We start from the raw sequence: 14625 nt of genomic DNA, 5'->3' as shown, positions 1-14625 counted from the left end.
AAATTATTTAAAAATATTAAAATTGATTCTAATAAAAGCAGTGATTAGAACATTCCGCCACCACCTTGATTAGTGTTTTCTTCTCTTTGTTTACGCTCTAATTTTTTGATTTTTGCTCCACCAAAGTTGTAAGTTAAACCTAAATAAACTGTTTGGCTTTCCCAGGTAAACTGACCAGTTTGAGGATAAGGGGAAACACCGTCAAATGAATATTTCATTGTGTTGAAAACGTCATTAAAACGTACACTGATATTCATCTTATTATCTAACAATGTATAGCGTGAACCAATATCCATTTTGTACATTTCATTTCTATGTTGCTGAACTTCTTCAACGCCGCCTCTGTAAAAACCGAATAATAAAAAGCTTAAACGTTTAGTAGGCTTAAAGTTTGAGTTCATACGAGCATTGAATGCTGAAGTTGTAACGGTCTTCTCCTCAGGTTCACTTTTGCCTGAGAGAGGATTAATTTTAAATATAACACCTTGCTGGTTTATGCTAGAAAAATCAACAGATGGCTGGATATCCCACCATTTAGTAATTTTATAGTTAGCAGAAATGTCAAAACCATAAGCACTATTGTGATCGTAATTAGTAAAGCCTAAGAGTTGTTTCTCAGAAGGGTCGTCAGGATCTGGGCTTAAAGTTCTGCTTATTTGATCGTTGATAGCCCTTACAAATACTCCAGCGGTAATGCTTCCTTTTTCAAGAGTTTTAGTGTAATTTATTTCAACAGAATTAGTAAACTGAGGTCTTAATTCTTGATTTCCGTATGAAGTTACTAATGGAGTAGAAAACTCACGAATAGGTTTTGTCTGCTCTAAACTTGGTCTGTCAACACGACGGCTGTAGCTTAATTGCAACACGTTTTTCTCATTTAAATTATACGTTAAATAAGCAGAAGGATATAATGTAATGTAGTCATCATCAAACTTTTTCTGATCAGGAGTTAAAAATGATTTTACATTATAACTCTCAAAACGAGCTCCTAATTGATAGCTGAATTTTTTGTATTTCTGACCAAAAGTTACATATGCAGAATAAATATCTGTATCGTAAGTATAAACAGAAGATTTAAATGCAGCATTGGTTGTGTTGTAAATATTGTCAGTTCTTGTTATTCTCGCTTCTGCACCTGCTTCAAGAGTCGTTTTATCGTTTAGCGGATTTACGTAATCAACGTTTACTGTACCTAATTTTCTTTTGTCATTAATATAATCGTTATATAAAAGAGAGGTGGCAGTATTATCCGGCTTTGTTGTTTTAGTGTCAAAACTTGCATCTTGAGTTTCTCTGGTGTTGCTAAAGTTTCCTTCAAAATCTAAAGTATGACCTTCTTTTTTAAAGATATGTTTGTACGCTAAATTGTAAGTTCCAGTTTCGTTTGGACCTTCGTATCTCGATTTTTGGTAGATATTTTTAATATCCGGATCTCCGTTATTGTAATCAATATCAGTATTTACTAATCCAGTTCCTTTTGATTTATTTTGATTGGTGTAAAATGATAAAGTATTGTGGTCATTGATTAAATAATCCATTCCAACTTTATACAAATAGTTATCATTGTCATTAGAAATATCTAATTTTTGAACCATATCCTGATCTAATCTTTGAATGTGACCATCGTTAAAATAAGTTCCAAAATTATTACCTGCATTTCCAAAGAAATTTACTTTTCCGGTTTTATAGTTTAAATCTAAAGACTGATTGTATTTTGCCGTTTCTCCAAAAGTAATACCACCGCTGTAACTTCCATTAAAACCAGTATTAGCATTTTTGTGTAAAATAATATTGATAATCCCAGACATTCCTTCCGGATTGTATTTTGCACTAGGATTTGTAATCAACTCAATTTTTTTGATAGAAGTCGATGGAATTTGTTTCAATAACTGAGCTGGATCAATGTTAGAAGGTCTTCCGTCAATTAATACACGAACATTGTCATTTCCGCGAAGCGAAAGTTTTCCGTCCTGATCCACATTTACAGAAGGAATATTGCTCATAATATCTGATGCAGAAGCCCCGGCAGTCGTCAAATCTTTCCCGACAGTAATTACTTTTCGGTCAATTTTTTGTTCCATTGTCGAACGTTCAGCAACAATATTAACACCTTTAAGCTGAGTTGCTTCTTCTTCAAGAGAAACATTTACAGTTGCAGATTTTTTGTTATCAGCTAAAATTACGGAACCAATATATTTTCTAAATCCAATATATTGAATTTCGATAGTATAACTTTTTAGCGCTACGTTTTTAAAAGTAAAATCTCCGTTATCATCTGTATTAACGCCTGATACTACTTTTCCGTTTTCTTTAAGAGAAACCGTTGCGTAAGAAATTGGTGCATTGTTTGACTTTTCGGTAATTTTCCCCGTGACCGTTCCGGTATTTTGGGCTTGTGCTGTTGCAATTACCCCCAGTAATGCAAGCAGAAAGAATTTTAATTTCATAATGAGATAATGATTATTTGATTTGATTGATGATGAGGTTGTTTTTTTGTTTTTGTTTTGATTTTCTTTGCTTCAAATAAAATTTAAAGTCTCTATTAAGACTATTTTGTTGTCGATATGTTACATAAAAAGTAAAAAAAACTTTTTATTTTTTTGGGAAGTTCTGTTTTGTAGCAGGTTAGCGTTTTGATTTTTTGATAATTTTAACATTCAAAACAAAACCTTTTTTAAGAAATTCTAACAGGATTATGTTATTTAATATGTTTTTCATTTTCTCTAATTGATGAATAAGCAGTATCTTTGCTCACTTTAAAAATAAGTTTACATGTCATTATCACAAATTCTTACACCTTCTATACAAAAAGCAATACAGGCATTATTTGACGTTTCTGTTGATAAAATCGAATTTCAAACTACCAGAAAAGAGTTTGAAGGCGATATTACAATGGTAATTTTTCCTTTGTTAAAAGTGATCAAAAGCAATCCTGCCGAATTAGGAAATAAAATTGGAAACTACTTAGTTGAAAATGTTTCTGAAGTGGCGCGTTTCAATGTAGTTTCGGGGTTTTTGAATATTGTAATTTCGGATAGTTATTATCTGAATTTTTTCAATGAAATAAAAAATAATCAAAAGTTTGGATATGTAACACCAGATCCTGCCGATAAAGCAATTATGGTTGAATATTCTTCTCCAAACACCAATAAACCTTTGCACTTAGGACACGTTCGTAACAATTTGTTAGGATATTCTGTTGCAGAAATTATTAAAGCATCTGGGAAAAAAGTATATAAAACACAGATCATAAACGATCGTGGAATTCATATTTGTAAATCGATGCTGGCCTGGGAGAAATTCGGAAACGGAGAAACTCCGGAAAGTTCAGATTTAAAAGGTGATAAATTAGTAGGTAAATATTATGTTGAGTTTGATAAAGCTTATAAAGCAGAAATCAACCAATTAATAGAAACCGGTAAAACCGAAGAAGAAGCTAAAAAACAAGCGCCAATTATTATTGAAGCGCAGGAAATGCTTAAGAAATGGGAAGCTGGAGATGAAGCGGTTATTGCACTTTGGAAAAAAATGAACCAATGGGTTTATGACGGTTTTGCGACTACTTACACCAATCTTGGAGTGAATTTTGATAAATATTACTACGAAAGCAACACTTATTTATTAGGAAAAGATGTTGTTCAGGTTGGTCTTGATAAAGGAGTTTTCGAAAAAGATCCGGATGGTTCTGTTTGGATTGATTTGACAGATGAAGGTCTTGATCGTAAAATTGTATTACGTTCTGACGGAACTGCGGTTTATATGACGCAGGATATTGGAACAGCAATTCAGCGTGTAAAAGATATGCCAGATGTTGGCGGAATGGTTTATACAGTTGGTAACGAACAAGATTATCACTTTAAAGTTTTGTTTTTGATTCTGAAAAAACTTGGTTTTGACTGGGCTTCAAGTTTATATCATTTATCATACGGAATGGTTGATTTACCATCTGGAAAAATGAAAAGCCGTGAAGGAACTGTTGTAGATGCTGATGATTTAATGCAGGACATGACAGATACAGCCAAACAAATTTCTGAAGATCTAGGAAAATTAGACAGTTATTCTGCCGATGAAAAAGCAAAATTGTATAAAACAATTGGTCTTGGAGCTTTGAAATATTATATTTTAAAAGTAGATCCTAAAAAACGTATTCTGTTTAATCCCGAAGAATCTGTAGATTTTGCAGGAAATACAGGTCCGTTTATTCAATATACTTACGCCAGAATTCAATCAATTATCCGTAAAGCCGATTTTGATTTTTCTGAAAAAACAAATATTGAAGAGCTTCACGAAAAAGAAAAAGAACTGGTAAAACAAATCGAACTTTTCCCGGAAGTAATTCAAAATGCAGCACAAAATCATAGTCCGGCATTAATTGCAAACTATACTTATGATTTAGTAAAAGAATATAATTCGTTTTATCAATCTGTTCATATTTTAGGTGAAGTTGATTTGACAAAAAAGATTTTCAGAGTACAGCTTTCGCAGAAAGTTGCCGAAGTTATAAAATCAGCTTTTACGTTATTAGGAATCGAAGTTCCGGAAAGAATGTAAAAACTTTTTACAAGAATTAAAAAAGCCGATAGTTTAAAACTATCGGCTTTTTGTTTTAGAATTGTTCACTAAAAGGATGAAAAATAATAAGATAAGACATATTTTAAGTTAAATATCGCTTTCGTATATGAATTAAAGATAATTCATGTTAATTTTGCGCTCGCAAATGGAGAAGTATTAAATTTAAATTGAATTAATTCCTTGTTTATTAATTAGTTATCAGTTATAAAATAACTGATTAGTTTCTCGGAATTTTATCTAAATATATGAAGATATTTTCCTTATAGCATTTTTATCTATTTTGAATTAGTACCCTTTTAGTAAGAATTATAAGGATTATCAACCGTCTAATTGACTTTAGGCGGTTTTTTTATTTGTAAAAATTACACTACATTTTTTAATGTTAAAACGAAATAAAATCTTGTTAAAATTAATTTAATTTTATAAGTTGCGCCCCTTAATTCAAATAAACTATAATGAAAAGAAAAATTAAAGGGCTGTTAGTTCTGGTGTTTGTTCTTACAACGCATTTATTTTTTGCGCAGGAAAGAACGATATCTGGGGTTGTGGCGGACGCTGCTGGACCAATTCCGGGAGCAAATGTTGTTGTAAAAGGTACAAGTAATGGTGTACAATCAGATTTAGATGGAAAATATTCGATTAAAGCAAAGACCGGGGATGTTTTGGTTTTTTCTTATATGGGAATGAAGGATAATGTTATAACAGTTGGAACAACGTCCGTAATTAATGCAAAGTTACAAGAAGATGGAAAGGAATTAGATGAAGTAGTTGTTGTGGCATATGGTACAGCTAAAAAAACTTCATATACAGGTTCAGCGACCCAAATTAAATCAGAACAATTAGAAAGCAGACCTTTAACAAACGCTCTTTCGGTTTTGGAAGGGTCTACATCAGGAGTTCAAATTCAAAGTTCAGGAGGTCAGCCGGGTTCAGCCCCGGAAATTAGAGTGCGCGGATTTAGTTCAATAAATGGTTCAAATACGCCACTATATATTGTAGATGGAGTTCCTTATGCTGGAGATATAAGTAATTTAAATTCAAGTGATATTGAAAGTTTAAGTGTTTTAAAAGACGTTTCTTCTACTTCACTTTATGGTTCCAAAGCTGCTAATGGAGTAATTATAATTACTACAAAAGCAGGAAAGTCAGCAAAAGATAAATTTACTTTAAACATGAGTACTGGTATAACTTCGCGTTCTATCAAAGACTATGATCGAGTTAATGCTTCTGATTATTATCCTTTAGAATGGGAGGCAATCCGAAACAGTCGTCCTATGGCTACTCAGGCACAAATCGATGCAGCAAATACTTATGCTTCTTCTAGAGTTCCTGTTGTTTTGGTTACAAATCCTTTTAACGTGCCAAATAATAGTATAGTGGGTACAGATGGGAAATTGAACCTAGATGCGAAATTATTATATCCGCAAGATCTTGATTGGGCAAAACAATTAGAAAGAGCCGGAGTTCGTAAAAATGTTGATTTTTCTTATCAGGGAAAATCAGAAAAGTCCAATTATTTTGCTTCTCTAGGTTATCTAAATGAGGAAGGTTATATACAAAAGTCAGGTTTTGAAAGAACAACAGGACGATTAAATTTGAATACAAGTTTAAAAGAATGGTTTAAAACCGGAGTGAATATGTCTGGAGCTTTAACTAATTCTAAATTAGGAACCGATGGAGTAGAAAATAATGCTTCATTTAAAAACCCGTTTAGAACGATAAGAACAATGGGACCTATTTACCCTGTTTTTGATCATACTGAAAATGGAGATTATTTATTGGATGACAATGGTGATAAAGTTTATTCGACAGTCCGCGGTTCCGGTGCTTCTAATGGTCGAAACGTTGTATACGAAACACTAAACGATACCGATGTTGTAAAAGGACTGGCACTTTCTGCGAGAGCTTTCTTTGAAATTGATTTCACTAAAGATTTAAAATTCACAACAAATGCTTCAATTGATAAGTCGTATTCGAACAGAACATATTCTTATAATACATTAATTGGAGATGGAGCACCTACAGGATTAATGGGAAAAGAAGATAAGATTTTAACGGGAATCACTTATAATCAATTACTGAATTATTCTAAAAAACTTGGAGCTCATTCTATTACAGCTTTATTAGGTCATGAAAGTTTTGACTACGAAAAAAACTGGACAAGCAGCAGCAAAACTGGGCAAGTCGCACCAAATATAATTGAGTTTGTTAATTATGCGACTACAACGGGTTTGACATCTTATACAAGAAATTATGCTACAGAATCTTATTTTTCAAGAATTGGTTATGATTATATGGACAAATACATATTTTCAGCATCATTGCGTAGAGATGGATCTTCAAAATTTGCCGAAAATAATCGCTGGGGTAATTTCTGGTCTTTAGGAGGAGCGTGGGTAATTTCTAAAGAAAATTTCATTAAAGATTATTCTTGGGTTAATGACTTAAAATTGAGAGCTTCGATAGGAAAAGTTGGAAATGATTCTCATATAATAAGTGATACAAATGATTCTGGAACAAAAATAAAGGGATTAAACTATTACGTTAGTCAGCCTACTTATAGTTTAGGTTATGATAACGGAAGTGAAGGAGGTACTTTAATTTATGCATCTGCAGCACCTGACTTAAAATGGGAAGTTAATACTCAAAGAGATCTTGCATTAGAATTTGGATTATTTAAAAATAGACTAAAAGGAAGTGTTGAATATTACAATAGAAGTACCGACGGTCTTATTTTCGCTGTTCCAAATCCGTTATCTTCTGGTTTAGACTATAGAATGGAAAATATTGGTTCTATGGTTAACAAAGGAATTGAAGTAGCATTAGATGGAGTAATTCTTAAAACTAATGATTTCTCATGGAGTCTAAATATTAATGCATCTACAATTAATAATAAAATCACAAAACTTCCTCAGGGAGAAATTGTAGATGGAACCAAAAAACTTTCGGTAGGTCATTCAATTTATGATTATTGGCTAAGAGATTGGTATGGAGTAGACCCTGCTGACGGGTATGCATTATATGTAGTAGATCCAAAATTTGTAGCTTCTAATGATGCTACAGTAAGAGTTGTAAATGGAGTAAATGTAACTACAGATCAAAATAAAGCACTTTATCATTATGCTGGTTCAGCTATACCAGATTTGTTTGGAAGTTTTGGAAACACATTCAAATATAAAGGACTTCAGTTAGATGTTTTGTGTTCTTACCAAATTGGAGGGCAAATGTATGATAGTAATTATGCAGTATTAATGCATACTGGAAATAATTACGGTTCAGCTCTTAGTACTGATATTTTTAGAAGATGGCAGAAACCAGGTGATATTACAGATGTTCCACGTTTGGATATCAACAGAAATACACAAGCAGCAGCTGTTTCTGACAGATGGCTAAAAGGTTCTGATTACTTAGCATTAAGACAAATCAATTTATCTTATAAAATGCCTTCTGAGTTTATATCAAAATTAGAAATCGACAATGCTTCTGTTTACATAAATGGAGAAAACTTAATGTTATTTACAAAACGCAAAGGAATGGATCCAACTCAAACTTTTGACGGAACTACACAAAACAGATACATACCAGCAAGAGTAATAACACTAGGTCTGAATTTAAATTTTTAACATCATGAAAACAAATTATATTAAAATGATAGCTGCCTTAATTGCAGTAACTGTTTTAGGATCTTGCTCTGAAGATTTTTTAGATAAAAAGCCGACAGAATATGTAGATAATGCTGGGGCTACAACAACAACTGAAAACTTAATGACCCTGTTGAATGGAATTCACAGATCTTTATATAAAAATTACGAAGATCAAAGTCAGACTGGTTTAGGTGGTTTAATGCAGCAAACTGATATTGTTGGTGATGATGTAGTTTTTCCAATCACAAACGGTTGGTTTTTACAAATATATAATTGGAGCTCGGTAAGTAATGAAAACTCTGTAGATCTTCGTTTCCCCTACAGAACTTATTATAGAATAATACGAAATGCAAACACAATAATAAATGCAGCCGATGCAGCAGTTGGTACAACTGCTGATAAAAATATAGTAAAAGGTCAAGCATTATTATATCGTGCATTTTGTAACTTTCAATTAGTTCAGTTATTTGGTAAAAGATATGTAAACGGAGAAAACAATTCTCAATTAGGAGTTCCGATAGTTTTGACCGTTGGAAATGAAAAAAATCCTCGTTCTACAGTTGAAGAAGTATATGCGCAGATAAATAAAGATTTAGATGAAGCCAATATTTTATTAGTTGGATATTCAAGACCAAATAATTCTCATTTAAATTTAAAAGTTGCTCAAGGATTAAAAGCTCGTGTAGCGTTGGCTCAGGGTAATTGGCAAATTGCTGCAGAATATGCTAATAAAGCTAAATCGGGGACGACTTTAATGTCTATGGCCGATTATGTTGCCGGTTTTAATGATTATAACAATAAAGAATGGATGTGGGGAAGTCATATTAATGAAGTTCAAACGGAATATTTTGGAAATTTTGGAGCTTATATGTCTAGAAATTTCAGTTCAACAGTAATCCGTTCTTGTCCAAAAGCAATTAACAGTAAGCTTTATGATATGATCCCGTTAACAGATGTTCGTTCTGCAATATTTGATAAAACTGGAAAACATACTGCATTAGCATTACCGTCAAATTTTGCCAAATTTCCATATACAAGTCAAAAATTCCTGGCTATAGATGCCGGAGATAGTAGATGTGATGTTCCTTATATGCGTGCTGCTGAAATGTATTTAATAGAAGCTGAGGCAAAAGCAAGATTGGGACAAGCAGATGCAGCCAAGGTACTTTTTGATTTTGAAGTAACAAGAAATCCTTCTTATACTTTATCAACCAATAGTGGACAAACTTTAATTGATGAAATATTATTACAAAGAAGAATTGAATTATGGGGTGAAGGATTTAGATTTTTTGATTTGAAACGTAATAACTTACCATTAGACAGAACAGGAGCAAATCATGATTCAGGTTTAGTAAATGGAGTTTTATATGTAGCTCCTACAGATAAAAGATGGCAGTGGCTTATTCCTAAAGATGAAATCAATGCCAATCCTTTAATTGAGCAAAATGAATTGTAATTCGTTATAGATGTAACGTATATGTTTTTAGTGATATTATAAAAAAAAGCCGGTAATCTTAAAATTACCGGCTTTTTTACAACTAACACAAACATTTTTATTTTACAAATTTGTCGATAATTGCATCAGATTCTGCTTTTGTTGCAGTTGGTTTTAAATCAAACAAAAGAGAATAAAGCGCTTTTCTATCAACTTTAGCTTCTAAGTTTAAGTCTTTATGTCTGTCGAAAAGAGTCTGCCATTTGTCACGAACATTTTTCCAAAGAACATTGTTTTCTTTCCACCATTTTTGAGCAGCGATACATTTAATATCTGGAACTTTAGTGTAAACATCAAACCCTTTTTCCTGCGCTAACAAAACATCTTTTCCAGCATCGTCACGGATAAGTTTATCATTATCTTGCTCATGATTCCATCCTGTAGCAGTGATTTCGTGAATATTTCTTCTTTTTAAAACATTATAGTCATTACGTTTTGTCTGCTCTCTTCTTGGAAGCGGAGCATCAGCAACATTAGACCAGTAATCTTGTCCGTCAACATGTACCCAAGTTGAAGATCCTTCATATCTTGGACTGTCATCTACCTGATATACTTTTTGAGTCCACTGTCCTTTAACAGCTTTCTTGTCCAGTTTTTTATATTTCCAGGATGTTCCTTTATCAAAAGAATATAAGTCTGTGTTTTCAAACAACCAATCTTGTCTCCAGTGTTTGATAATCATATCATCACTTACAATTAATAAGTGCTGCATAACAATTTTGTTTGGAGTATCTTCTAACAATTCTACCCATTCTAAAGCAGATTCATGTTTAGTCTGTGAAGGTTTATATGTAGCCGAATCTTTAGCATATTGAAAAGTTTCTGCGAAGTTGAACTTCACTTCATAACAACCACACATAGATTTAATTGATTTTATGTCTTGTTGTTTTTTTGCGTCCTGACTGAAACCTAGGCTGCATGTTAAAGCCATAAAGGCTGAAAAATAAAGGCTTTTTGAAATCATAACTTATTATTTGTTTTTAATTTTTGCAAATATATAAATTTTATTTAGAACAATTAAAAATAGTTATATATTTGCATCGATTATTAAGACTGAATAAAAATAATGAAAATAAAACTATCCCTTTTTGCTGTATTAACTTTCTGTCAAATCTTATTTGCACAGCAAAAAGATACTATTGCGTCTCAAGAAAAACTATCTGAAGTGGTTGTAACTGGTCAGTTTGAACCACAATCAATAAAGAAATCAGTATTTAATGTTCGGGTGATCTCAAAAGAAACTATAAAACAATTGGCTGCGAATAATCTTTCGGATGTTTTAAATCAATATTTAAATATTACTATTAAAACTAGTGGAGAAGATGGACGTTCAACAGTGTCAATGTTTGGTCTGGATTCACAATATTTTAAAATTTTAGTTGACAATATTCCTTTAGTAAGTGATACTGGAATGGGGACAAATGTCGATTTAACTCAGGTAAACCTTGATGATGTTGAGCGTATCGAAATTATTGAAGGTTCAATGGGAGTTACACATGGTGCAAATGCTGTAAGCGGTGTTTTAAATATCATAACCAAAAAAGGAGGCGGATATAAATGGCAGATAGCAGCAACTGTTCAGGAAGAAACCGTTGGTAAGGAATATGCCTTGTTTGACAAAGGCCGCCATATTCAGTCTGCTAAAATAGCACACAATTTTAATGAAAATTGGTTTATAAATGTTGGAGGAAATCGTAATGACTTTGCAGGATATTTTGATAATAGAGAAGGTAAAGATTACGATTTAAATGATGGCTTAAGAGGGTATACGCAGCTGCCAAAACAACAATTGGTAGGAAATGCAATTTTAGGTTATCAAAAAAATGACTTTAAGATTTTCTACAAATTTGATTACTACGGAGAAAATGTTCATTATTACAATCCAATCTTAATTCCTCAGGATAATTATCCTTTTCCAGAGACTTATTTTGCAAATGACAGACGTTATATTACCAACCGTTATTTTCATCATTTAAATTCTAACGGAAAACTTTTCTCTAAACTAAACTATAATATTTCCGTTTCTGAACAAAAGCAAGAACGTGATGTAGAGAAATTCAATTATCAAATTGAAACAGGAAATGAATTTGATAATCAGAGACAGACCTATCAATCTAAAGAAGTCTTTTATTCTACAGGAACTTTAAGCAATTTCTTCGATAGCAAAAAAGTTGATTTTCAACTGGGATATGAGATCACAAATGAAAATGGATTTTATGATGCAACGGCAGGAACTTTTAAAGATGATAACCAGCAGTTGACAGATATTAGAAGGAAATTCGAAAATTACGACATTTTTACGGTAGCCGAAATTAATTTGACAGACAAATTCTCTATTCGTCCAGGAATTCGCTATTCTTTTCAATCGTATTTTGACAATCAATATGCAAGTTCTTTAGGTTTAAGATATCTATTTAAAAAAGGTTTAGAAGCTAGAGCCTCAGTTGGAAAAGCGTATAGAACACCAAATTTTGATGAATTATACACCTATTTTGTAGATTCAAATCATAATCTTCAGGGTAATCCGGACTTAGTTCCAGAGCAAAGTACTTCTTATGAATTGAGTTTTAAAAGATCTTGTCTTCTTAATTCAGGAGCTCAGATAGCAAATAATCTGGCGGTAACTTATATGGATGTAGATGATAGAATTGATTTGGTAATGACTCAGGCAACTCCCACTCAAAATTACAGATATGTAAATATCAATAAATATAAAATGTGGAATGTTTCAACCACAGAACAATATTCTTATAAAAATTGGAATGTGCAAGTTGGTGCTGCTTTAGTTGGAATTTCTCGAAAATTAGATTTAGCAGCTGTGAATGTAACTTCAGATGATAAATTCTTGTATTCATTACGTTTAAATTCCAACATTTCATACAACATTCCTAAATGGAATACTTTGATTGCTTTGTTTTATAAATACAATGGAGAGCAACAGCAATTTGTAGCAGGAACAGATACAGATGGAAGTACTAAATTCTTTTTAAGTGAAATAAAACCTTATAGCTGGATGGATGCTTCTATCCGTAAATTATTCTTTAAGAACCAATTTGAAGTCACTGTTGGAGCTAGAAACTTATTTGACATTACAAGTGTACAAACGATTCAAAATGGAGGAGGTTCCACTGGAGGAGGAGCTCATGCTTCTGGAAGTTCAGATTTGCTGTTAGGATATGGGCGCTCCTATTTTCTTAAACTTACGTATAACCTAAATTTTAATTAATATATAAATACCATGAAAAAAAACTTTATTTTAATCCTTTCTTTCGTTTTACTTGCTTTTACAGCTTGTAATAGTGACGATGATGCACCTGTTGTAAATTCAATTGCTTTTGCAGCAACTTCAGTTAACTTAACTGCTGCAGCAACTCCAATCGAAATAAAATTTGCTACCCCTACTGCTGCTGCTGGAACTGTAACGCTATCATTTGTTGAAACGGATGTTGTTAGTGGTACAGACTTTACAACTTTACCAGCTGCTGCTGCAAAAACGGTAATAGTTCCTTTTGGACAAAATGTTTCTTCTGTAAGTTTTACTTTTAACAAGTTGATAGATGCTGTTGAAGGAGAAAATAAAACTAAAAAAGTTGTTTTTACAATTGTAAGTGCTACTATCAATATTACAATTGCTGAAAACAAATCTATTCAGGTAAACTTTACAGAAACTGCTTCTTTAGGAAGTGCTTTGTCTCCGGAAGTTGGAGGTTCTTTAGAGCCAAATCAAGTTTATGTTGATTTGAGCAGCGGAACTATGACAAAAGTTGTTAGAACATCTTGGGATTTAGGATTCTATTCAGGAGATAAATTTAGAGTAGTATTAAACAGCTCTTTAAAAATGGCAGCTAAATTATTACCAACTTCTAACATTGATGAAGTTCAGGTAGCTGATGAATCTATGATTATTTCTCAAGGACAAGGAAATGCAACTCAAATTGATGATCCAACTGGAGATTTTACTAAAACAACTGCTATTGCTGAAGTTTCTGCTACAGATTCTGAAAACAAAGTTTACTTAATTAATATGGGAAGTAATCCTTCAACAACTACACCTGCTTCAGGATCTGAAGGATCTGCTGGTGGAACTTCAAGAGGATGGAAAAAAATCAGAGTTTTGAAAAGTGGAAACGATTATAAAGTTCAATACGCTGATATTGCTGCAACAACTCATAGCGAAGTTATAGTATCTAAAAATGCGGCATTCAACTTTACATTCTTTAGTTTATTAGACAAGAAAACAGTTGATGTTGAGCCTCAAAAAGCACAATGGGATCTTAACTTTACAACATTTACAAATATAATTCCAGGCGCTACACCTACACCTTACTATTACCCGGATTTTGTATTGAGTAACTTAAAAGGTGGTGCAAAAGCATACCAGGTACTTACAACTGCTTTTACATATGATGCATTTACATTAGCAAATGTTGACAACGCTAAATTTACAGAAGACCAAAGAAATATTGGTTCAAACTGGAGAAGTACAAGTGCAGTAGGAGCTGATGGAATTCCTGTTTCTCAATTTGTATTAAAAACAGACCGTTTCTTCGTAGTTAAAGATCCTGCAGGAAATATCTACAAATTGAAATTTACTGGTGGAGCTAGCGCAACAGGTGAAAGAGGTTTCCCTAAATTCCAATACGCTATCTTAAAATAATTGATAATGAAGAATCTAAAAAAATATAAAGATTATTTCATTCTAGGTTATGATGTTTTAACATCAAAAATTTAGTTAATCATTAGCTTTGTTTTTTTTATTTTTTTTTGATTTAGAGGTTAGATTTATCTAACCTCTTTTTTTTATTTCTTTATTATTAAAAATGAATGTTTAATTCTATCTTTGTCTACATTTATCCATTACGAATTAATAGGAATTTTACAACAATTTTATATATTCGTAGTTATTTCTTTAAA

General features: G+C 32.3%; 7 protein-coding genes. 5 read left to right on the top strand and 2 right to left on the bottom strand.

Features of this window, described 5'->3' with window-relative positions:
* Positions 1-44: 44 nt before the first annotated feature.
* The gene (locus FLAPXU55_RS20200) at positions 45-2447 is read right to left on the bottom strand and encodes a TonB-dependent receptor domain-containing protein (protein ID WP_180860783.1); all 2403 of its coding nucleotides are present in this window, start codon (positions 2445-2447) and stop codon (positions 45-47) included.
* 325 nt (positions 2448-2772) lie between these two features.
* Here FLAPXU55_RS20200 and argS point away from each other — a divergent pair, with 325 nt between their 5' ends.
* From argS to FLAPXU55_RS20185, 3 genes are all read left to right on the top strand, one after another.
* Positions 2773-4551: an arginine--tRNA ligase gene (gene argS / locus FLAPXU55_RS20195; protein ID WP_180860781.1), complete on the top strand. Its 1779-nt coding sequence runs from the start codon at positions 2773-2775 to the stop codon at positions 4549-4551.
* Between the two features lie 476 nt (positions 4552-5027).
* Complete coding sequence (locus tag FLAPXU55_RS20190; protein WP_180860779.1) at positions 5028-8195, top strand: SusC/RagA family TonB-linked outer membrane protein; 3168 nt, start codon at positions 5028-5030, stop codon at positions 8193-8195.
* Positions 8196-8199: 4 nt separating this feature from the next.
* The gene (locus FLAPXU55_RS20185) at positions 8200-9672 is read left to right on the top strand and encodes a RagB/SusD family nutrient uptake outer membrane protein (protein ID WP_235992116.1); all 1473 of its coding nucleotides are present in this window, start codon (positions 8200-8202) and stop codon (positions 9670-9672) included.
* Positions 9673-9769: 97 nt separating this feature from the next.
* Here FLAPXU55_RS20185 and FLAPXU55_RS20180 read toward each other — a convergent pair whose 3' ends face one another.
* The gene (locus FLAPXU55_RS20180; protein ID WP_180860776.1) at positions 9770-10675 is read right to left on the bottom strand and encodes a DUF6607 family protein; all 906 of its coding nucleotides are present in this window, start codon (positions 10673-10675) and stop codon (positions 9770-9772) included.
* Positions 10676-10777: 102 nt separating this feature from the next.
* On the opposite strand from FLAPXU55_RS20180, the gene FLAPXU55_RS20175 reads away from it, so the two are divergent.
* Together FLAPXU55_RS20175 and FLAPXU55_RS20170 are read left to right on the top strand one after the other, a co-directional pair.
* Complete coding sequence (locus FLAPXU55_RS20175; protein ID WP_180860773.1) at positions 10778-12937, top strand: TonB-dependent receptor plug domain-containing protein; 2160 nt, start codon at positions 10778-10780, stop codon at positions 12935-12937.
* A 12-nt stretch (positions 12938-12949) separates the two neighbouring features.
* Complete coding sequence (locus FLAPXU55_RS20170; protein WP_180860770.1) at positions 12950-14368, top strand: HmuY family protein; 1419 nt, start codon at positions 12950-12952, stop codon at positions 14366-14368.
* Positions 14369-14625 lie beyond the last annotated feature (257 nt).

Origin of the sequence: Flavobacterium panici, from assembly GCF_903819335.1 — a bacterium.
Taxonomy (GTDB): Bacteria; Bacteroidota; Bacteroidia; order Flavobacteriales; family Flavobacteriaceae; genus Flavobacterium; species Flavobacterium panici.
The sequence above is the reverse complement of the archived record's forward strand: the minus strand, read 5'-3'. Positions and strand labels throughout refer to the sequence as shown.

What these genes read in the sequence shown, in the direction of transcription:
- FLAPXU55_RS20190 (WP_180860779.1), top strand. Translation starts at nt 5,028, where the DNA reads ATGAAAAGAAAAATTAAAGGGCTGTTAGTTCTGGTGTTTGTTCTTACA.
- argS (WP_180860781.1), top strand. Translation starts at nt 2,773, where the DNA reads ATGTCATTATCACAAATTCTTACACCTTCTATACAAAAAGCAATACAG.
- FLAPXU55_RS20170 (WP_180860770.1), top strand. Translation starts at nt 12,950, where the DNA reads ATGAAAAAAAACTTTATTTTAATCCTTTCTTTCGTTTTACTTGCTTTT.
- FLAPXU55_RS20185 (WP_235992116.1), top strand. Translation starts at nt 8,200, where the DNA reads ATGAAAACAAATTATATTAAAATGATAGCTGCCTTAATTGCAGTAACT.
- FLAPXU55_RS20180 (WP_180860776.1), bottom strand. Translation starts at nt 10,675, where the DNA reads ATGATTTCAAAAAGCCTTTATTTTTCAGCCTTTATGGCTTTAACATGC.
- FLAPXU55_RS20200 (WP_180860783.1), bottom strand. Translation starts at nt 2,447, where the DNA reads ATGAAATTAAAATTCTTTCTGCTTGCATTACTGGGGGTAATTGCAACA.
- FLAPXU55_RS20175 (WP_180860773.1), top strand. Translation starts at nt 10,778, where the DNA reads ATGAAAATAAAACTATCCCTTTTTGCTGTATTAACTTTCTGTCAAATC.